Raw genomic sequence first — 20,489 nt, forward strand, 5'->3', positions numbered from 1 at the left:
AGATGATATTACTATTTAATAAACCCTTTGACGTACTCACAAAATTTACTGATGCTGAAAATCGTAAAACACTAAAAGATTATATTGATATACCTAATGTATATGCAGCTGGACGACTCGATAAGGACAGTGAAGGCTTACTTTTACTGACAGATGATGGAAAGTTAAACCATAAGCTAACGGATCCAAAATCCAAGTCTTACAAGACCTATCTTGTACAGGTGGAGGGAGAATTTACTGAGGCCGCAGCGCAAAAACTCCGTGCAGGTGTTTTGCTTAAAGATGGTAAAACACTTCCGGCGAAAGTAAGACGCGTTTCAGAGCCAGAGTGGCTCTGGGAGAGAACGCCACCTATTCGTGAGCGAAAATCAATACCCACAAGCTGGGTTGAAATTTCTATCAAAGAAGGAAAAAATCGTCAAGTACGTCGAATGACAGCCCATGTTGGTTTTCCAACATTACGCTTAATCCGTACAAAAATTGGAAATTATGAATTGGGAAATCTTCCTTCAGGAAAGTATAAAATAATAAAATAAAAAGAGCACATGCTCTTTTTTATTTTATTAAAAACTCCGTCCACCGCCAGAACCACCGCCACCAGAGAAGCCTCCACCACTAGAGTTATTATTTCTAGGAATGCGGCGTGTAGTAATGAAGGAGTTGACCAACGTATCGCTTTGTTTGGACAAGTTGAGTTTTCCGTTCTCTTGATAACCATAATTCCAGTGTGCACCCATCTTTAATTGATAGCGAGAAACCAGAATAATAACAAAGGCACCAGCCGAGATGAGGGCAAGAATAACGGCAATGAGAATATAAGCCGGACGGAAGGAACGATGGAAAGTAACGGCTCCCGTTTGTGGGTCAACTGTATATTTTCGTCCTCCAGGTATTCCCTGTTCATAATAATGTGTCACTTGTGCATAGAAACTCTCGATGGCCTGTTGATAATTCCCATCGGATAATTGGGGCTGCACAACATCTAAAATCGACTCAATCCGAGAAGAAGTAATGTAATGCTTCAAATTTCCTGTTGCCCAGATATAAAGCTTCCGTTGTGACATATTAATCATTAAGACAATACCATTATTCCCTTGCCCAACTTTTTGGGCTAAATAATTAACCGCAAAATCTTTGGGTGACTCAGTATTATCCATAGTTGTGACTACAAATATCCCAGCTTTGGTCTGATTTGCAAGAAGTTGAGCTTCTTGCTCAAGGGATTGTGTTGGGCCAGTCAAAAGACCAGCCTGATCATCAATACCTACTTGTTGTGCAAAACTTTTTTTAGTGAAAGCAAACAGGGCAAAAAGTGTAATTACTGTAAAAAGTAGTGTTAAAAATATTCGTTTCTTTTTCATGAGACAAACCACCCCACAATCACTCCAAGTATAAGCACGGAAATGAAAATAAGAAGTGCCACCAGAACGAGTTTCATTTTATCCACAGGAAGGATCCCAGCAGTTTTACCTGTTTGGCCATTCATCGCATAATAGAAAAGTTTATCACTATTTTTTTGACGATAGGTCACGAGCCAGAGGGGTAAAAGCACATAATCACTTTCCAAATTCTTAATATTTTGTTGAGATTGGACACTGGTAACAGCAGTATAACCTTGGATTGTGTCCCGCATGAGTGCTTCGGAATACTGACGTAATTCGCTATCCACGCGTTCTTTGATTTCCGCATACTCAATATCTCTTTTTTCAGTTAAAAAACCTGAAAGATACTGATTTTTAAAAGATACTGCCTTAGATAAATCGAAGGGTTGAACGGCGCCGACCATTTTTTCAGGTTCATTTTTTTTCAAGGCATTTTTAACTAAGTCTTGAAAAGTGCTCTTCCCTTCTCGGATGACTTGGTATTGTTTGGTTTCTGTGTATTCTAAATCTCCAACAATCCAGACCCGGATCCTATTGGCACGTGCTTGTAATTGTCCTTCTAAATCTGCACCGACAACCCAATAAGGGAAATAAACACCTTGAAGTTGCTTGATTTGTTTTTTATCAAAGAAATCTTTGGGGACAAATTTCTTTTTGCCCACCCAGTCGAGGAAAGCTTTTTCAGCATCCTTCTGTTCAATCTGGAAGGGGAGCACTTTTTCGGGGAGAAATTTCCCGGAGAGGCGCTCTGAAAGAACGACGGGATTGTGACAATAATAGCAGAAAGTAGAAGCAGTAGTTGCATCTGTCACAATTTCGGCGCCACATGAAGGACAAACAAAGAGCCCAACCTGATCGTCAATCGGTGATTCTGCAGTATCCGCTTCTAGAGGAACATCTGGGACACTTTTTTCTGATATTCCTTTGTCTTCTTGTTTAGCTTCAAAGGCAGTAACTTCCTCCTCCGTAAAAGTAGACAAGCAGTACTGGCAATGAAACTTTTGACTTTTAGGATCAAATAAGAGGGGACCGCCACAGTTAGGACAGAGATGGGTGAGAACCTTTGACTGGCTCATAATTTACCTCTTTTCTGATTTTTATAAAGGTTTAGCAACGAAAGGTTGCCCACATTCCGGACAGAATTTTGGCACACCATTCGCTAAATTAACGACTGCATTACAAGCTGAACAAGCCATTTCAATCTTTAAGTTAGCTGCGGCTTCAGGTTTTTTCTCCCCACAGTTAGAACAGAATTTACCCGCGTTTTCTGTACCACAAGCTGAACATGTCCACATATCTTCCGATTTTGTCGCAGTCTTTTCTTGCTGAGCCATTTGAGCTTGGTTTGATGCACTGGCTTGACCAAGAACATCTCCCGCTTGGTTCATTCCCATACCCATTCCCATAAAGGCTTGCATGGCTCCACCCGTATTGCTTCCAGCTGCTTCAATACCACGTGCCACAGCGCCTTGCATATAGCCTTCACGGACACTTGGATCACCGAGCATTGCCCCTTGATTACGCATATTGATTAGCTTTTGGCTATCATCTGTGTAACTGATTGAGCTTACAGCAACAGCGACTACTTCGATTCCACGAAGTTTACGCCATTCTTCGTCAAGTGTATCTGCCATATATTTTGAAAGTTCAACAGATTTTGAAGGGAGGAAAGAAACGCGCTCACCTTGCGCGGAGTAGAGATTGATTGATGTATTTAATGCTGTTAAAAATTCTTGGAGATATTGTTCGTTGATATCTGAAATTTCAACTTGCGTTTGATTTTTAGGAATAGCATTAGCATAGAACAAGATAGGGTCTGTAATTCTTATCGAATATGTTCCGTGCGTACGGAGAAAGAGTTCCGCATTGTAGAAGTTATCAAAGTATTGTAAAGGCGTTGCTGTTCCAAACTTAATACCTTTAATTTCTTGAAGGTTAATATAGAAAACTTCTTGTTTTTGAGGTGTCACACCACCAAATTTAAAACGGAAGAAGGCTTCTTGAACAGATTCTTTAAGTCCACCGTTAAACATAGAAGGTGCAGTATCATTTTTGACCGTATAATAACCTTCCTCTGCGGTATAGTCAATAATTTTACCACCGTCAACGAGGAGCATCATCATATTAGGATAAACATGCACGACAGATCCATCTGTGATGACGTCCGAAGTTCCTTTACGATTGCTACCACGTTTATCGTCCTTGCGCACCATAACACCTTTTGTCATGACGGTTTGATCGGACATATCTTCTGGTTCGATGACTTCAAGCCATTGATCGGCCAACGTTCCTCCGATGCTACTTGTCGCTGCTTTAATGATACCCATATTTTTCTCCTGTCTTTATTTAAATTACACGCTTTCATTATACCATATAAAGAAAGGAATTTTTTACAACTTGAGTAGGATTTATTGCTTCTTGTAATTCCTCTTAATTTAGGTTATAATACTTTAAAACCTTTAACTTAGTCCAGAGAGGCTAGCAAGGATACGATAAATTATATCTCCCTTTATTTCGCGTACTTTTGTATGCGTAAAGGAAGATAGACGCTTTGTGTACACCTGCAGCCCTCTGCAGGTGTTTTTTATTGTCATTCTATGAGAAGGACAACACGCAAGAAAGCGAAGCGACTTCTGAACCGTCAGTCATTCTTTTTGCTTGAATGCGTTGGCTTATTGCAGCTAAAGTAATCGTGAACTGAAGAACACATTGACTAATAGATTCGTTTTATAAAAAGGAGGAGTGATGAAGCTTCAAGAAGAGATGCTTATTGTCAGTCAGAAAGAAGTTGCTGAAGACATCTTTGAGTTGGTACTGCAAGGCGATTTGGTAGATGATATGGAAATAGCAGGACAGTTTTTGCAATTAAAAGTTCCTAGTCAAGACTTGCTTTTACGACGGCCAATTTCGATTTCAAGCTGGAATAAGCAGGAAAAAACGTGTACATTACTCTATCGTCGAGGTGATAAAACCACGGGTACCTACCTTTTGTCAAAAATGAGTGCAGGACAAGCGGTGGATATTCTTGGTCCTTTAGGTAAAGGATTTCCCGTTGATGAAGTAACAGAAAATGATCAAGTGCTTATAGTAGGTGGAGGAATAGGTGTTCCACCCTTGTATGAGTTAGCGAAACAGCTTAGTAAAAAAGGCTGTACCATTACGGTTTTACTCGGATTTGCACGTGCAGAAGTAAAGATCCTTGAAGAACAGTTCGCACAACTCCCTAATGTTGAGGTGAAAGTAGCCACAGATAACGGTTCTTATGGTTGCCGAGGCCATGTGGGGCATCTATTCAATCAGTTTGAACAAGAGGTAGATGCTGTCTATGCTTGTGGTGCACCAATGATGTTAAAAGCCGTAGCAACAAGATTTGAAACTTTAGAGCGATTATATTTGTCAATGGAGGCACGTATGGCTTGTGGTATTGGTGCATGTTATGCTTGTGTTGTCCCGGATAAAAAAGACCCTGAACATGCTTTAAAAGTCTGTCAAGATGGGCCGGTGTTTAAAGGAAATGGAGTGGTAATATAAAATGAATCGACTTGCAGTGGAACTTCCTGGTTTGAATCTTAAAAATCCAATTATGCCTGCCTCAGGTTGCTTCGGTTTTGGTGAGGATTATGCACGATATTATGATTTAAATCAGTTGGGGTCTATAATGATTAAGGCCACAACGCTTAATCCACGTTATGGTAACCCAACGCCACGTGTTGCAGAAACAAGTGCCGGCATGCTTAATGCAATTGGTCTGCAAAATCCTGGCCTAGATGCGGTACTCTCAGATAAATTGCCTTGGCTGTATGAAAACTTTCCGGAGCTGCCTATTATTGCTAATGTCGCCGGTTCTGAACAATATGATTATGTAGCTGTTTGCGATAAAATAGGGGCAGCCCCAAATGTTAAAGCTATTGAACTCAATATTTCTTGTCCTAATGTGAAGCATGGCGGACAAGCATTTGGTACAGATCCAAAAGTTGCTTATGATTTGGTCAAGGCTTGTAAGGAAGTAGCGGATGTCCCACTGTATGTCAAGCTCTCGCCAAATGTGACGGATATTGTAGAAATCGCTCAGGCCGTAGAAGCAGCAGGAGCTGACGGGATTACGATGATCAATACCTTAATGGGAATGCGTTACGATCTGCAGACGCGTAAACCGATTTTAGCCAATATTACAGGTGGCCTCTCCGGTCCAGCGATTAAACCAGTAGCTTTAAAATTGGTTCATCAAGTGGCACAAGCAGTGGATTTACCGATTATTGGAATGGGTGGTGTTATGACCGCCCAAGATGTGCTTGAATTTTATTTGGCTGGTGCAAGTGCAGTTGCAGTAGGAACAGCAAACTTTTCTGATCCCTATGTGTGTCCGAAAATTATTGATGAACTTCCCCAGCTTATGGATAAGTATGGCATTGAAAGTTTAGAAGAATTACGTAAAGAAGTAAAAAAGGAGAAAAAAGAAAATGCATGAATCAAGACCAATGGTAGCCCTCGACTTCCCAAGTTTACGCGATGTAAAGAATTTTTTGCTGCGTTTTGATGATCACGAAAAACTCTATGTAAAAGTGGGAATGGAGCTCCTCTATCAAGAAGGGCCTGTTGTTGTAGACTTCCTTAAATTTCAAGGGCATGATGTCTTCTTAGATTTGAAACTCCATGATATTCCAAATACAGTTGGCTCAGCCATGAAAGGTCTCGCACGTTTAGGAATAGATATGATTAATGTTCATGCTGCTGGAGGGATTGAGGTGATGCAGCAAGCTAAAGAAGGTTTGATCGCTGGAACACCTGCTGGAGAAAAGGTTGCAGATTTGATTGCTGTTACTCAGCTGACTTCCACTAGCCAAGAAAGCATGCACCACGATCAAATGATTATGACAAGCTTGGAGGAATCGGTGCTACACTATGCTAAATGCACAGATGAGGCTGGTTTAGATGGCGTGGTATGTTCAGCTCATGAGGTTCAAAAGATTAAAAGTGTGACACGACCAGATTTTATCTGTTTGACACCAGGTATTCGCCCAGCAGGCACAGCTAAGGGAGATCAAAAACGCGTGATGACACCAGAAGAAGCACGCAATATTGGCTCGGATTATATTGTCGTTGGCCGTCCAATTACGCGTGCCGAAAACCCAATTCAAGCCTATCAAACCATCAAGAATGAATGGAATGGCCGCTCATAATAAAGAAAAAGCTCTGAATGAACCAGAGCTTTTTAAAGTGGCTTTTTATTAGGGATACCCGCTTTACGTGGGTACTTTTTCGGTGTTTCTTTTTTCTTTTCAATGAGAGCAATATGCCGCTCGTCGCCATTTGGAAGTTGATAATCAATTTGTTCGATAAACTTGCTTCCTAAGACGGCAATTGCATGTTTAGCGTCAGAAAGTTCTTCATCAAACTTAGCCGCTTTAAGCGACAAGAGATGCCCATTTTTCTTCAGAAAAGGAATTGTGAGTTCAGAGAGTACACTGAGGCGCGCAACTGCGCGTGCTGTAACAATGTCAAATTGAGCCCGGTAGAGGGGATTTTGGCCAAAGTCCTCAGCGCGACCGTGCAATAAAGTCACTTGCTCTAAGTGCAACTCTTTTGATAAAAGAGACAAGAAGTTGATGCGCTTATTCAGCGAATCAATAATAGTTACTTGTAGCTCTGGGAAAATAATCTTCATTGGCAGACTAGGAAATCCTGCTCCAGCACCAATATCAAGAATTTTTAGAGGCTCATTTTGAATGAGCTTATAGAGAATTGGTGCAATTGAATCATAGAAATGTTTGAGAAAGACTTCTTTTTTCTCTGTAATTGCCGTCAGGTTAATTTTTTCATTCCATTCAACGAGAAGCTCAAAATAGCGTTCAAATTGTTCTTTTTGTTGTTCACTTAAGAAAATGTCAAAAGTTTCAAGTTGCGCATAAAATTCTTCAGGGTTCATTATAAGTTCCGTTCCAAAAGTTTTCTTGTAACACTGCTAATGTTATCACGTGTTTGGCCCTCAGGGAGTTTGTTAATAAGAGTGAGAGCTTGATTGGTATAATATTGAGCCAACTCTTTAGTTTTAGTCAGCGCTCCAGAGTTTTGAATGAAGCTGTAAACTTCTTCAAATTGTTCTTTTTGAATCAAGGTTTTCACCTGATGAGGATCAATCTCTAAAGCAAAAAGAACAGGTGCAGAAAAGATACCTTGCTTGATGTCTTCATGTACAGGTTTGCCTAGGGTTTGGCTGTCGCTGGCATAATCAAGATAATCATCCATAATTTGGAAAGCAATCCCAATGTCCATCCCAATATTATAAGAAAGTTCAGATAAGTGAACATCTTGCATAATTAAAGGAGCAATTGAGGATGACATAGCAAAAAGTTCACCAGTTTTTCCAGAAATATTTTGAATATAATCATCAAGCGTTTGTTCAAAATCAAAGTGTTTGTTGAGTTGTCCAAGTTCTCCGCCTAAAAGGCGTTCAATAGAGCCGATGTTTTTGGTCAAATTTGGCAAATCAAACGAATATTTTGATAAGAGTTTAAAAACTGCCACAAAGAGATAATCGCCAGCATAAACAGCAATTGAGGGATCGTATTTTTTCGAGAGCGTCTCAACACCGCGACGTGTGTCTGCTTGGTCAACAATATCGTCGTGAATAAGCGTTGCAGTGTGCAACATTTCGACACTTGCAGCAAGCGCGATTTTACTTTTATTATCCATAGCAGTAAAATCGGAAAACATTAATAAATAAGCCGGACGTAGCATTTTTCCACCTGCATCAAACAGGTCAAAAATGGCTGACTTGATTTCTTTGTTTTTGATGCCAACCTGTTGCTTCATCAGCTTTTGAACTTTGACTAAGGAAGATTCTAGTTTTGGATATTCTGACCAAATTGTATTTTTTACGTCCATTTTTTACTTTCTTTAATAAATAATAACTGAATTGGCGCTACACGCTGAATGATTTGGTTGCCACCAACACCGATGGCAAAGCCTGCGAGCATACCGAAAAAAGAGAGCCAGGGTAAATAAAGCATTACGGAGCTTGTACCTGTAATAAGCGAAGCAACAAGCAGTTGTCCGAGATTATGAAAGAATCCTCCGACAACAGAAATACCAATGAGAGAGACCCATTTGGGGCCTAATTGCTTCATGAGGTACATGGCTAAGAGGCTTAAAATTGCTCCTGCCGCAGAGTAGATAACCACAGAAACACCTGTGAATAAAGCAGTAATTAGCAAGCGCAAGACTTGCATTGTCCAAACTTTACGCCAATCTAAGGTGAAAATGGCAATAATCATTACCAGATTAGCTAAGCCAATTTTGGCTCCCGGAGCAAAAGCGAAGAAGGAAGGAATCCAGCTCTCAAAAATCCCCATAACAACAGCTACCGCAGTGAGAAGTGCTATATAAATATTTTCTTTTACATTCATCCGCTATAATCCACTCCAGATTCTGATTGATCTCCAATGATTTGAATGACTAAATCATGAGGTAAACAAACGATAGTATCGTTAACTTTTGAAATAAAGCCACGTTGTACATCAATTTGATCGCGACAAGAAGCCTTAACAACAGCAATCGCTCCATCCTTTACCTCTATTTCATTGTAATCCCCATCTTCAGAGCGGTAAGTCCAGCGCTGATTTTTGCTTAAATCAAATGTTTTTATCACTTTCCCTTGCACACGTAATTGGGCCTTTGTCCCAGAGCTATTGTGAGGCAGGAGAAAAAAAACAGAAAAAGAAGCACAAAATAAGGCAAGAATAATGATAATATCCAGAGCTTTAATCTTGATTTCTTTGAAAAATTTCATCCCCTCCATGATAGCATAATTTAGGCAAAATAAGAAGTTCGGAATGATTTGATTTTACAAGGAAAAGGGGATAAGAAGAGCTGTCCAAGCAAATGCTGGACAGCTTTGAATTATTTTTCAGTTTTGCTTTCAGACTTTGAAAGTTCTTTTGCTTTGGCGATGATGTAATCATGCAATTCATCTTTGATTTGGGGATGATTAAGGCCATATTCGATAGTTGTTTCAACAAAACCAAATTTATCGCCGACATCATAACGTTTGCCTGTGAACTCATGTGCAAAAACGCGTTGTGTTTTATTTAAAGTTTCAATCGCATCTGTCAATTGGATTTCGTTACCTGCACCAGGTTTTTGTTTTTCTAAAACTTGGAAAATTTCTGGAGTTAAGAGGTAGCGACCGATGATAGCTAAATCAGAAGGCGCATCCTCAACGGCAGGTTTTTCAACGAATTCTGCGACATTGTAAAGACCTTTGGAAACTTCACCTTCTGGAGCAATAACACCATATTTATCCACATCATCATGTGGAACTTTCATTACAGCGATTGTTGAAGCGTGTGTCTTTTCGTAGTCGGAAATCAATTCTTTTGTGAGTGGTGTACCATCCCCCATGATGTTCATGAGATCATCACCGAGCATTACAACAAAAGGTTCATCACCAACAAAGGCTTTTGCTTGTAGAACCGCATGTCCGAGCCCCATTGGGTGACTTTGACGAATGAAGTGAAGATTGATATCTGTTGTTTCTTCAACTAATTTTAAAAGCTCTGTTTTCCCTTTTTCTTTAAGGTTTTGTTCCAACTCAATGTTTGAGTCAAAGTGGTCTTCGATCGGACGTTTAGCTTTACCTGTAACGATTAAGATATCTTCAATTCCTGATTTTAAGGCTTCTTCAACAATAAATTGAATGGTTGGCTTATCAACAATAGGTAACATTTCTTTAGCTAGGGCTTTAGTAGCAGGAAGGAAACGTGTGCCCAGACCAGCTGCGGGAATAATTGCTTTTCTTACTTTTTGTTTTGGATTTGCTTTAATCATTTTAAAAATTTGCTCCTTTTGATTTAGATACTGAATTCGTTTTCGGTACGTGTTTCGCGACGCATAATGTCTAAGATGCCTTCACGTGCATCCATATTTTCATAAAGTACTTTGTAGATTGTCTCAGTGATGGGCATATCGATATGCATACTTTGCGCGAGTTCGTAAGCGGCTTTGGTTGTTGAAACACCTTCGATAACCATTCCCATATTTGCTTCGATATCCGCAAGCTTCTCCCCACGACCGAGAGCATCACCCGCTCGCCAATTGCGTGAATGAATGGATGTACCGGTAACAATCAAGTCACCTACACCAGACAAACCACTATAAGTAAGTGGTTGAGCGCCCATAGCAACGCCTAAACGGGTAATTTCTGCTAAACCACGCGTGATGATTGCTGCTTTAGCATTATCCCCAAAACCAAGACCATGTAAAGCCCCAGCACCGACTGCAATAATGTTTTTCAAAGCACCCGCTGTCTCTACACCAACAACATCCGTGTTGGTATAGAGTCGGAAATAATCGTTAGAAAAAATTTCTTGGGCATACTTCGCCGTTTCTAAATCGTTTGAAGCAGCAGAAATTAAGGTAATATCACGTCGAATTGTTTCTTCGGCATGAGAAGGACCAGAAACCACAACAATTTCGCTTCGGTATTCTTCTGGGATCTCTTCTTCGAGTATTGAAGAAATACGTTCATGTGTCCCTTGTTCAAGCCCTTTAGATGCATGCATAACGGTCACTTTATGTTTAAGAACTTTTGCGACTTGTTGAGCAACCAAACGTGTCACTTTTGTTGGAACAACGAAAAGAATGGCATCAACATCAGACAAGGCAGACTCGAGATCGGTATAAGCAGAAATTTTCTGATTTAAAGTGATCCCTTTGAAGTAACGTTCGTTGGTATGCTTTTCATTAATTTCAGCAATTTGGTCAACATTGTTTCCCCAAATACGAACTTCATGTCCATTGTCATTAAGAACTTGAGAAAGAGCAGTTCCCCATGATCCAGGGCCGAGCACGGCAATTTTTTGTGGATTCATATTTTTTCCTTTACTAATTTATCCTGGCTTATAAAAGCCCAATACATCCTCATTTTACCATAATCTATATTAAAATTCACTGAAAACCCAATTGGGAAAACAAAAAAGAACTTTTGCTTAAAAGTTGTCAAAAATATATTGAACGCTTTTATTTACAGCTGGTTCATTGTATAATAAAGTCTAACTATTTTATCATGAAATAAGGACGGTGAATATGCAAAGACAAAAACATATTGCGCTTTTGGAACGCTGTGTGGAGATTTCCCAAAATGCACGCAATCACGGGAATACTCCTTTTGGTGCACTTTTGACAGATAGCAAGGGAAATATTCTCCTAGAACAAGAAAATATTGAAATTACAGAGCAGATTTGTACAGGGCATGCGGAAACCAGTTTGGCTGCAAAAGCTTCAACGCTTTATTCCAAAGAATTTCTGTGGCAATGTAAACTTTATACCACAGCTGAACCTTGTGCGATGTGTACCGGAGCGATTTATTGGGGGAATATCGGAACTATCGTTTATGCTCTCACTGAAAAACGTTTGTTAGAATTAACAGGAGATAATGAACAAAATCCCACTTTTGATTTGCCTGCACAACAGATTATTGACCGCGGACAAAAGCCCATACAGATTATCGGCCCCTTTCCGGAAGTAGAGGAAAAAGCTAGAAAAGTTCATGAAGGCTATTGGAAATAAAAAGCAAGGAGATTCTAAAATGAAAATCAGAGCACTAGAAAGAACAGACTTAAAAAATATTCATATCATCAACAATGAAGCTAAAACTATGCATTTATGGTTTCAAGAGCCTTACGAATCATTAGATGAATTAACTGCTCTGTATGATAAGCACATTCATAGTATGGATGAACGTCGCTTTGTGGTAGATGAGGATGGCGCATTTGCGGGCATAGTAGAATTGATGGAGATCAATTTTATCCACCGTAGTTGCGAAATACAGCTCATTATTACAGAAGAATATTCTGGTAGAGGCTTGGCACAAGAAGCATTTCATCAAGCTTTAGACTATGCTTTTAAAGTATTAAACATGCATAAAGTTTACCTTTGGGTGGATGTTGATAATGCTCCTGCCGTTCATATTTATGAAAAAGTTGGCTTTAAAATTGAAGGAACAATGAAGGAACATTTTTTTGCAGCAGGAAGTTACCACGACAGCCATTTTATGGGACTTTTGAAGAAAGATTATTTGAAATAAAAAGGGGAAAAGATGACAAGTATTCGTCCTGTACATCAATCTGAGTTAGAAGAAATAGCACATATTAACGTAGACAATTGGCAAATGACATATGAAAATATCTTGCCCCACGCCTATTTGGAAAGCTTAGAATATGGTACATTTCAGAAAAAATGGGAGCAGTTTCTTGCACAGCCCTCACAACATATTCTCGTCAAAGCCTTAGACAATAATATTGCAGGTTTTATTGCTTACTCAGAAAGTAGAGATCAGAGCGATAACTTGTACATTGATTCCCTTCACATCTCACAAAAGTTTCAAAGAAAAGGCGTGGGGACTCAGTTATTGTCACAGGTGTTGCAGCAGGCAAAAGAAGCCCAAAAGACGGTTACCATTGCAATTCTTAAAAATAACGAAAATGCAAGAAGCCTCTATACAAAGTTAGGAGCGGTGCATTATAAAGATTTTTCCGATAAGTTTGGGGATGTAACCACAGAGTCAGAACTTCTTATTTGGAAATAAACTTATAATAAATTGAGAAAGAAGATTCCTGTGTTTTCTTTACTCATGCCACCAAAAAATTATTTACCTCCTTTAGTTATACCTTAAAAAACGAGTAAGAAATGAAGTCATACTTCCGATAACTACAACAGGTAAAATATTTACAATGATCGATGCTATGGTTGGTTCAGGCCCATGGCTATGTTTATCTCCCTTATTGACAAGGCCTTTATATATTCCAAATAAAAAAGAAATGTGCAAAAAAAGCAGTTGTATTTGACAGCTGCTTTTTTTCTTTTCATATTAATAAACTTTTAATGATGTTGAAGCATATATTGACGCGTCATTGGAAGACCAACACCGGAAGGACCTTTTGTTAAAAGATATTGAACCACATCAATGTTCCCTGATTCAAAACTAGCCGCACAGGCTTGAAGATAAAGGGTCCACATGCGAGCAAATGGACGCCCCATTTCCTTTTCAACTTCGTCAAAAACTTTACTGTAGTTCTCGTTCCAGATTTCGAGTGTTTTCTGGTAGTGACGGCGTAAAGGTTCCAAATCATCAAGTTGTAATTTTGCAGTCATAATGTGCTCGACATTTTCAGCGATGTTTGGAATGTAACCTCCTGGGAAGATATATTTTTCAATAAAGGGATCGACACCTGCTCCACGATGTTGACCTGTAATTCCATGAATGAGGGCACGAGAATTTGGTTTGAGATAATCATAAACCTTTTGGAAATACATTTCCAAATTTTCTTTACCCACATGCTCAAACATGCCCACAGAAGTTACATAATCAAAGGTTCCTTCATTTAAATCGCGGTAATCTGTAAGGAAAACTTTGACTTTATCCTCGAGTCCGAGTTTTTTTGCCTTATTTACGATATAGTTATATTGTTCTTCAGAAAGAGTAACGCCCACAGTTTCTAAGCCGTATTCTTGTGCCGCAGTAAAGAGCAATGTTCCCCAACCACAACCAATATCTAATAAACGTCCACCAGGTGTACTGTTGAGCTTGTCAAGGATATGATGTACTTTAGCGATTTGTGCTTGTTCCAGTGTCATATTCTCATTTTCAAAATAAGCACAAGAATAAGTCATTGTTGGATCCAGCCATTTTTTGTAAAAGTCGTTCCCAATGTCATAGTGCTGATGGATATCTTTTTTCGATTGCTTTTGAGAGTGGTTGCCCAAGAGTTCGACAATTGATTTTCCGAAGCCTGATTGATTTGTTAAAAAGCTATCTGCTTTGCGATAAGCGGAAGCAACAAGTTCTTGAATACTTCCTTCAATTTCGATTTCATCGTGCATGTAAGCTTCAGCAAGAACCAGAGTAGGCATGGATGCTAAATCGCTAAAAGCGAATTTCTTATTGAAAATGATGTGTACTTGAGCTTCCCCATCGCCATATTTCTCTGTTTTGCCATCCCAGTAAGTTACTTTTACTGGAATATCAAAGGCAGAGGCGAGAGCTTTGTTTAATACTGTTTTTTCAAATACCAAGTTATTTCCCCTTTTCTAACTTTGCTATAGATAAAACTATACTCCGAGTTTTTTTGAATGTCAAATACTTAAATTTTACAGATAAATGAGGTCGAGTGCTTCATTTATCTGATAGTCTGTTATGACTTCAAGGCCAGCAAGTGATATAATGAATAGCGTAAAGATCTATTTATTAAAATAACAAAAATATTAAAATACCCAACGGATGATGAAATTCGTCATCGGCATTTAAAGCACTTTGAAAATAAATTTAAAAACAGAAAGATAGGCAATGGCAACAACAGGAATTCTTATTTTAACAGCACTTATTATTTGGAACATTATTGTCTTTCTGTTTTATGCTATTGACAAATACAAGGCGCAGCATCACTTGTGGAGAATTCCTGAGAAGGTCCTTATTTCCCAAGCAATACTGTGCGGTGGTTTAGGTGCATTTCTGGGCGGAAAAATTTGTCGACACAAAACGCAAAAAGCATATTTTCTCGTTTCATGGTATCTTGGCTTAGCCATTGACCTGATTTTAGTGGTTTTGATTTTTAAAACCTTACTTAAATAAAGCAAAGCAGGCTGTTCAAAAGGAGGTCGCTGATGAAAAATGTAAAGCTATCCGCACGTGAAGAACAGATTTTAAACGATATTTATCGATTAATACTGGACGAATCCTTGACGAGCCAAGAACGGAAAGTGCTGACGAAGGCGAAAAATTTGATAGAGGGCGGTGAATATGTCCCGCAGATAGTGCAACGTATCCAAGTGAGCTTTACCTTACTTGCCTTAAACGGAAAATTATCGCCAAATGTAAGAAAGTTTAGTCAAAAAATTCCTGAAAGACTCCATGAAATTTTGCCTTTTGGAAGTGTTCCACTAGGAATAAATCGACCTTTATGATTGAGCTGAAACAGGACGCATAATAATCTGGAAGAGGAGGAGATGAGAGATGAGGTTATGGCACGAAGATTTAATCACGCGCCTTCCACGGATGCAATTGCTCGGGCAGCACAGAGAATGCTGTGCTTTAAGAGGGAAGGGATGGGGTAAGCCACACGCGACTGTAAACTATGTTTTTCATTATTCCCCCTATAAATTATTCCAATATCATCAACGAATAATAGAGGAAATGAAGCGAAGAGGATACAAGCCGGCTAAGGAATGGGAAAGTCCCTTGTACCGTGGTAACCATTGTTCAAGTTATGACTCACTAGAGACTTTGCCTTTGACTGTCCCGATTTATCCAGAGCACAATGAAGATTATTTGAGAGAATGCCTGAATAACTTAAAGACTAAAAATGTGCTGATTGAACTCTAAATTATAAGAAGTTATATGATAAAAAAACAAAAAATATTTATTGCTCTTTTAGTAATGGGTTTCTTCATCACCTTTGCTCCACATGCTCTGGCATTAGCTGGGGGCCTGCATGGAGGCGGAGTTACAGGAGGTGGAGGTTTCCATGGGGGAAATGGGGGCGTTCACTCTAGTAATCACGATATATCAAGTATAGAAGGTGGTGTATCAAATAAAGTAATGCTCATGCTTTCTCTTGTAGGCCTTGGTATCATTATAGCCATTAGTGCAGTTATTAAACCTAAGGTAATATATACTGAGGGAGTTCAGATTGAGGATATACAACTTGCTCATACTATAAAGAAACAATTTTTATCTATTCAAAATGCATGGAATACCCAAGATATATCAAGAGTCTCGCAATTATATAGTGAAAAACTTTATGCCAAGCATACTAAAATATTGTTAAATTACTTAGACAAGCGAAAAATAAATCACACAGAAAAAATTGAAATCGAAGGCCTCAGTCGACTCTACTGGAAGAAATCCAACACATTCGAGATAGATATATCTTTTAAAGCTATTGATTACGTAATAGATAAGGACACGCAACACGTACTAAAAGGTCTTCCCAATGCTCAGCAAAAATTTAAACAACGATGGACATTTGTTATTGATGAAGAAGGAATGAAGGTTGATAAGATTAAGGAATTCAGGATCTAAAACTATTATTTTCGAGAGATCTGCCTGAGTTTTACATTTTTATCAGGCCTTTCTCAGCACATGCAAACTGTTATTAAAGCAGTATGCTCATAAATAGGGGTGCATATATTAATTTTTAACATAAGGATGAAATCCTTTTCTATGGATGTAATGCTACGTAACGTCAATTCCTAAAAATCGTTATAAAATAAAAAAAGAACACTTCTCAGTGTTCAGACTTATAAAAAAAGATTGGAAAAAATCATGAAATTTATTATTTATAGTTGTGAAATAGGCGCAATAATTTTATTGTACTTATTTGCGCCATTAAGTCTTTTGCTTAAAATTATAGGTTTTGTAATAATTATTTGCATTGCACAATACGCCATTTCAATGTTAAAAGAGAATGACACGAACGATACGCTTTCTTAAAGATTTACGCCGAATTTTCTGGTTTTTCACAGTAGCGTGACGAACTTTCAAAATAAAAGGAACACGAATTCATGACAAAAAAATATATTAACCTATTGATCACATTACTTTCACTTATTGCTATTGCAATAAATTTTATATTTTATAACAGCAATCCTTATGTATCCCTAGTAATCGCTGTTGTTTTACTCTTCAATCTTTACTTTTCACTTCCTAAAAGAACACAGAAACAAAGTCAAAAAATAACAAATAAATAAAAAGGAAAATAGAGTAGGTATGATTGAGAAAAAGGAATGGGAAAAATCTTTTTTCTTACAAAAAAATAGATCTGCAGTATTCTAAAATATGACCTCATATGACGTAAAGTAATCTCAGATATTTCTACCAAATTTTATAATTAAATACTAGAATTAGTCTTCAAAAACCAAGCATATAATCTTACGATAAGCATTCTTATATCAAATGAGAAATCATACGAAAGTCTGAAAAGTTTCCTTCAGAATATGATAAAATTAAAGTATAGCCAGTTGGCTGATGAAATAAGTAAAGAAAGCTTGTTATAACAGGAAAACAAGAATGGAGGCTAAAAATGCATATGACAGGAATGATGATGGGTGGAATGCATGGATTCATACGAACAATTATAATTCTACTAGTGGCACTTTGGCTGATTAGCTTAATGAGAAACAAAACAAATAAAAAGAATAAAACAGCAAAAAAACCACCGCGTAAAGAAAATATACAACGTTATCAAGAAGCAGGACTTTCTGAGAGCGACATCGAAATTTTTCGTGACACTTTAGCGGACGCTAAAGAAAACATTGAAAAATGGGAAGCAAATACGAAGAAAAATGAAGAGCTAGAGGTTGTTGAATCTGTCACAGGTGGCCTTGAAGCAAGTAAACTCCTCTTCAAACATATCGTGCAAAATCCAACACAATTGACAAAACAGAATGATTTCCTCTATAAAGATTTGCCCAATATGGTAAAATTAACAGAGAAATATCTGGAAATGCAAAAACAATCTGTGAAATCTGAAGAAGTGAGCCGTGATATGGATGAAACATTGCTTCTGATCAAGACACTGGCGACGAATATCTCAAAAAATTATCATGAAATTTTGATGGATGATGTCAATGTCATTAAGCATGAAGTAAAGTTTGATTAAGGAGTGAGAATGGAAAACCCTATTTTAGATGAATTAATTAATGATGATAAAGTCGTGAAAGAAGCAGAAGCGTTGTCGGAAACCCAAAAGACAGAGCTTGTCGATATGCATCAAAGAGCCTCTTTACGCGCGATAGATGCCTTAAGTCCAGAAGAGCGTGAAAAAGCGAAGGAATTGGCTAAGCAACTCGATGAGAACAGTGCGCAGTCAGTGATTGCTTATGGGGCAAATGCGCAAGATAAGATTTCAGCTTTTTCACAAAGTGTTTTGGATAAAGTACAGGCGCAAGATTTAGGGGATGTTGGCGGCTCTTTGACTGATTTGATGTACAATCTCCAACAAGCAAATCCTAATGAATTGGTTGCTGAAAACAAAAGTGTCTTCCAAAAAATGTTTGGTAAAGTTAAAAAATCAATCTTTGAAGTCACTCAAAAGTACCAAAAAATTGGTGCTGGAATTGATAAAATTTCGGCAAAACTCAATAATGAGCAACAAGGTCTGCTTCAAGACAATGAAATGCTTGATAAGCTTTATGATGAGAATCTCAACTACTTTAAAGCGCTTAATGTTTACATTGCAGGAGCGGAGTTTAAGATTGAAGAGCTCGAACAAGAAATCCTTCCAGCAGCACGTCAAGAAGCACAAGGTGCGGGTGATGATGGCGCTTTAGCGGTTCAAAAGGTAAGCGATCTTGAAGCTTATAAAAACCGTTTAGATAAACGAGCGCACGACTTACGTTTGGCACGTCAATTAACGATTCAGCAAGCACCACAGATTCGCTTGATTCAAAATACAAACCAAGAGCTTGCAGAAAAAATTCAAACATCAATCAATACAGCAATTCCTTTGTGGAAAAACCAAGTTGCAATTGCCTTGACTCTATTGAAGCAAAAAGATGCTTTAGCGAGTCAACGTATTGTGTCTGAAACAACCAATGATCTTCTACGTAAGAATTCGGAAATGCTTAAATCTTCAACGATTGAAGCAGCTGAAGAAAATGAACGTGGACTTATTGATGTAGAAACATTAAAAGTTACACAACAAAATCTTATCGAGACCATTCAAGAAACGATGCGCATCCAATCCGACGGACGTCAAAAACGTCAGCAAACGGAGCAAGAATTGGTCAAAATGGAAGATGAAATTAAGCAAAAATTGCTTGAACTTTCCAATAAAAAATAAGCCAAAAGTCAAGTATTGATATATACCAATTCTTGACTTTTTTAGTACCGAGTGTTAAAATGTTGGGGAATACAAAGTATCGGAGGAACCCTTTTATGACTTACTATATTAAAGCAGACAAATTTTTCTATCCTTATGAAGTGAAAACAGGTGGTTTCCTGCAAATCACAGACGGCAAATTTGGAAAGTGGATGGCAGAAGCTCCAGCTAGCGCTGAGATTCTGGATTATTCAGGCCAATCCATTGCTCCGGGTCTGGTAGACACACACATTCATGGTTTTGGTGGAGCAGATACCAATGACCGTAAAATCGAAGGTATCGTCCAAACAATGAGTGAAGGACTTTTGGCAGCAGGTGTTACAAGTTTCTTCCCAACAGCTGTGACTGCAAGTCATGAAGAATTGTTGGAAGTCGCTGACGAAATTGGTTCAAATGTGGATAAAGCAGCTGGCGCTAAAATTCGTGGACTTTTCTTTGAAGGTCCTTACTTTACGGAAGAATTTAAAGGTGCTCAAAACCCTAAATACATGCGCGATCCTTCATATAGTGAACTTGCTGAATATGGTGAAGCAGCTAAAGGTTTACCTATCAAAATTGGGATTGCACCAGAACGTGAAGGGTCAACTGCCTTTGTGAAAGAAGCGGTAGAACATGGCTTTACTATCGCCCTTGGTCACTCTAATGCGACTTATGCAGACGCAGTAGCAGCTGTTCAAGCTGGTGCTACAATGTGGGTTCATGCTTTTAATGGTATGCGTGGTCTTAATCACCGTGAGCCTGGTATGGTTGGCGCGGTTTTCAACTTACCAAATACTTATGCAGAATTGATTTGTGACGGCTTCCACGTACGTCCAGAAGCATGTCAGATTTTGATGCGCGAAAAAGGGACAGACCATGTGGTATTAATCACAGACTCAATGCGTGCTGCTGGATTAAGCGATGGCGAATATTATCTTGGCGAGTTCCCAGTAATCGTTAAAGAAGGTGCCGCACGTTTGAAAGAAGGGGGCAACCTCGCGGGCTCAATTCTTTTGCTTAAAGATGCAGTGAAAAATGTAGTAGATTGGCAAATTGCAACACCAGCTGAAGCTGTTAAGATGGCTTCCTTGAATGCTGCGAAATCTACAAAGATTGATGATGTTTGTGGTCAAATTAAAGAAGGTTTAGATGCAGACTTTATCGTTCTTGATGAACACCTTGAGCTTGTTGCAACTTATCTTGATGGTGAAAAACGTTACCAAGCTTAATAAAGCAGTTCCCTCAGGGAACT

General features: G+C 38.6%; 24 protein-coding genes. 14 read left to right on the top strand and 10 right to left on the bottom strand.

Annotated features, from left to right (window positions below; translation table 11 throughout):
• Nucleotides 1-2: 2 nt before the first annotated feature.
• On the top strand, nucleotides 3-536 hold the full coding sequence (locus PYW30_RS03470) for an rRNA large subunit pseudouridine synthase E (RefSeq protein ID WP_014025088.1): 534 nt from the start codon (nucleotides 3-5) through the stop codon (nucleotides 534-536).
• Nucleotides 537-563: 27 nt separating this feature from the next.
• Here PYW30_RS03470 and PYW30_RS03475 read toward each other — a convergent pair whose 3' ends face one another.
• Genes PYW30_RS03475 through PYW30_RS03485 form a run of 3 tightly spaced genes read right to left on the bottom strand, consistent with a single transcriptional unit; the run spans nucleotide 564 to nucleotide 3,709 of the window.
• Nucleotides 564-1,361: a TPM domain-containing protein gene (locus PYW30_RS03475; RefSeq protein ID WP_042218872.1), complete on the bottom strand. Its 798-nt coding sequence runs from the start codon at nucleotides 1,359-1,361 to the stop codon at nucleotides 564-566.
• The gene (locus PYW30_RS03480; protein WP_042218874.1) at nucleotides 1,358-2,458 is read right to left on the bottom strand and encodes a TFIIB-type zinc ribbon-containing protein; all 1,101 of its coding nucleotides are present in this window, start codon (nucleotides 2,456-2,458) and stop codon (nucleotides 1,358-1,360) included. Before PYW30_RS03480 ends, PYW30_RS03475 begins: the two co-directional genes overlap by 4 nt.
• A gap of 21 nt (nucleotides 2,459-2,479) precedes the next feature.
• On the bottom strand, nucleotides 2,480-3,709 hold the full coding sequence (locus PYW30_RS03485) for an SPFH domain-containing protein (protein ID WP_014025085.1): 1,230 nt from the start codon (nucleotides 3,707-3,709) through the stop codon (nucleotides 2,480-2,482).
• Between the two features lie 415 nt (nucleotides 3,710-4,124).
• Between PYW30_RS03485 and PYW30_RS03490 the strand changes: the two genes are divergently transcribed.
• Genes PYW30_RS03490 through pyrF form a run of 3 tightly spaced genes read left to right on the top strand, consistent with a single transcriptional unit; the run spans nucleotide 4,125 to nucleotide 6,562 of the window.
• Nucleotides 4,125-4,913, top strand: a complete 789-nt coding sequence (locus tag PYW30_RS03490) for a dihydroorotate dehydrogenase electron transfer subunit (RefSeq protein WP_174412119.1) — start codon at nucleotides 4,125-4,127, stop codon at nucleotides 4,911-4,913.
• Nucleotide 4,914: 1 nt separating this feature from the next.
• Nucleotides 4,915-5,850, top strand: coding sequence for a dihydroorotate dehydrogenase (locus PYW30_RS03495; RefSeq protein ID WP_023889722.1), 936 nt, complete (start codon nucleotides 4,915-4,917; stop codon nucleotides 5,848-5,850).
• Nucleotides 5,843-6,562 carry an orotidine-5'-phosphate decarboxylase gene (gene pyrF, locus PYW30_RS03500; protein ID WP_042218877.1) on the top strand — a complete coding sequence of 240 codons (720 nt, stop codon included), beginning with the start codon at nucleotides 5,843-5,845 and terminating at the stop codon, nucleotides 6,560-6,562. Before PYW30_RS03495 ends, pyrF begins: the two co-directional genes overlap by 8 nt.
• A 32-nt stretch (nucleotides 6,563-6,594) precedes the next feature.
• Here the strand turns inward: pyrF and rsmG are convergent, their stop codons facing one another.
• From rsmG to PYW30_RS03530, 6 genes are all read right to left on the bottom strand, one after another.
• Nucleotides 6,595-7,308, bottom strand: coding sequence for a 16S rRNA (guanine(527)-N(7))-methyltransferase RsmG (gene rsmG, locus PYW30_RS03505; protein ID WP_042218880.1), 714 nt, complete (start codon nucleotides 7,306-7,308; stop codon nucleotides 6,595-6,597).
• Nucleotides 7,308-8,267, bottom strand: coding sequence for a polyprenyl synthetase family protein (locus PYW30_RS03510; protein WP_042218882.1), 960 nt, complete (start codon nucleotides 8,265-8,267; stop codon nucleotides 7,308-7,310). The genes rsmG and PYW30_RS03510 overlap by 1 nt, the downstream gene beginning before the upstream one ends.
• Nucleotides 8,258-8,788: a Gx transporter family protein gene (locus tag PYW30_RS03515; protein WP_014025081.1), complete on the bottom strand. Its 531-nt coding sequence runs from the start codon at nucleotides 8,786-8,788 to the stop codon at nucleotides 8,258-8,260. Before PYW30_RS03515 ends, PYW30_RS03510 begins: the two co-directional genes overlap by 10 nt.
• Entirely contained in the window at nucleotides 8,785-9,180 is a 396-nt protein-coding gene (locus PYW30_RS03520) for a NusG domain II-containing protein (RefSeq protein WP_004258398.1), read from the bottom strand. The genes PYW30_RS03515 and PYW30_RS03520 overlap by 4 nt, the downstream gene beginning before the upstream one ends.
• A gap of 101 nt (nucleotides 9,181-9,281) precedes the next feature.
• Nucleotides 9,282-10,208, bottom strand: a complete 927-nt coding sequence (galU, locus tag PYW30_RS03525) for a UTP--glucose-1-phosphate uridylyltransferase GalU (RefSeq protein WP_004258396.1) — start codon at nucleotides 10,206-10,208, stop codon at nucleotides 9,282-9,284.
• A 23-nt stretch (nucleotides 10,209-10,231) separates the two neighbouring features.
• Nucleotides 10,232-11,251, bottom strand: coding sequence for an NAD(P)H-dependent glycerol-3-phosphate dehydrogenase (locus PYW30_RS03530; protein WP_042218884.1), 1,020 nt, complete (start codon nucleotides 11,249-11,251; stop codon nucleotides 10,232-10,234).
• Nucleotides 11,252-11,465: 214 nt separating this feature from the next.
• On the opposite strand from PYW30_RS03530, the gene PYW30_RS03535 reads away from it, so the two are divergent.
• Genes PYW30_RS03535 through PYW30_RS03545 form a run of 3 tightly spaced genes read left to right on the top strand, consistent with a single transcriptional unit; the run spans nucleotide 11,466 to nucleotide 12,966 of the window.
• The gene (locus PYW30_RS03535) at nucleotides 11,466-11,948 is read left to right on the top strand and encodes a nucleoside deaminase (RefSeq protein WP_023889402.1); all 483 of its coding nucleotides are present in this window, start codon (nucleotides 11,466-11,468) and stop codon (nucleotides 11,946-11,948) included.
• A 19-nt stretch (nucleotides 11,949-11,967) separates the two neighbouring features.
• A complete protein-coding gene (locus PYW30_RS03540; RefSeq protein ID WP_232254500.1) occupies nucleotides 11,968-12,465 on the top strand; it encodes a GNAT family N-acetyltransferase in 498 nt (165 codons plus the stop codon).
• 12 nt (nucleotides 12,466-12,477) lie between these two features.
• Nucleotides 12,478-12,966 (top strand): GNAT family N-acetyltransferase, encoded by a 489-nt coding sequence (locus PYW30_RS03545; RefSeq protein ID WP_042218893.1) that lies wholly within the window; start codon nucleotides 12,478-12,480, stop codon nucleotides 12,964-12,966.
• 293 nt (nucleotides 12,967-13,259) lie between these two features.
• Here PYW30_RS03545 and PYW30_RS03550 read toward each other — a convergent pair whose 3' ends face one another.
• Entirely contained in the window at nucleotides 13,260-14,453 is a 1,194-nt protein-coding gene (locus tag PYW30_RS03550) for an SAM-dependent methyltransferase (RefSeq protein ID WP_004258378.1), read from the bottom strand.
• Nucleotides 14,454-14,724: 271 nt separating this feature from the next.
• Between PYW30_RS03550 and PYW30_RS03555 the strand changes: the two genes are divergently transcribed.
• The 7 genes from PYW30_RS03555 (at nucleotide 14,725) to nagA (ending at nucleotide 20,466) form a co-directional block, all read left to right on the top strand.
• Nucleotides 14,725-15,009, top strand: coding sequence for a DUF1294 domain-containing protein (locus PYW30_RS03555; protein WP_042218894.1), 285 nt, complete (start codon nucleotides 14,725-14,727; stop codon nucleotides 15,007-15,009).
• A 32-nt stretch (nucleotides 15,010-15,041) separates the two neighbouring features.
• Nucleotides 15,042-15,341, top strand: a complete 300-nt coding sequence (locus PYW30_RS03560) for a bacteriocin immunity family protein (protein ID WP_042218895.1) — start codon at nucleotides 15,042-15,044, stop codon at nucleotides 15,339-15,341.
• A gap of 49 nt (nucleotides 15,342-15,390) precedes the next feature.
• Nucleotides 15,391-15,759 (top strand): TIGR02328 family protein, encoded by a 369-nt coding sequence (locus PYW30_RS03565; RefSeq protein ID WP_042218896.1) that lies wholly within the window; start codon nucleotides 15,391-15,393, stop codon nucleotides 15,757-15,759.
• Nucleotides 15,760-15,774: 15 nt separating this feature from the next.
• Nucleotides 15,775-16,458 (top strand): TIM44-like domain-containing protein, encoded by a 684-nt coding sequence (locus PYW30_RS03570; RefSeq protein ID WP_042218898.1) that lies wholly within the window; start codon nucleotides 15,775-15,777, stop codon nucleotides 16,456-16,458.
• A 1,000-nt stretch (nucleotides 16,459-17,458) separates the two neighbouring features.
• Entirely contained in the window at nucleotides 17,459-18,037 is a 579-nt protein-coding gene (locus PYW30_RS03575; protein ID WP_004258359.1) for a 5-bromo-4-chloroindolyl phosphate hydrolysis family protein, read from the top strand.
• A gap of 9 nt (nucleotides 18,038-18,046) precedes the next feature.
• Entirely contained in the window at nucleotides 18,047-19,219 is a 1,173-nt protein-coding gene (locus PYW30_RS03580; RefSeq protein WP_004258356.1) for a toxic anion resistance protein, read from the top strand.
• Nucleotides 19,220-19,314: 95 nt separating this feature from the next.
• On the top strand, nucleotides 19,315-20,466 hold the full coding sequence (gene nagA / locus PYW30_RS03585; protein WP_042218911.1) for an N-acetylglucosamine-6-phosphate deacetylase: 1,152 nt from the start codon (nucleotides 19,315-19,317) through the stop codon (nucleotides 20,464-20,466).
• Nucleotides 20,467-20,489: the final 23 nt, after the last annotated feature.

The organism is Lactococcus garvieae subsp. garvieae (assembly GCF_029024465.1).
In the GTDB taxonomy this organism is placed as follows: Bacteria; Bacillota; Bacilli; order Lactobacillales; family Streptococcaceae; genus Lactococcus; species Lactococcus garvieae.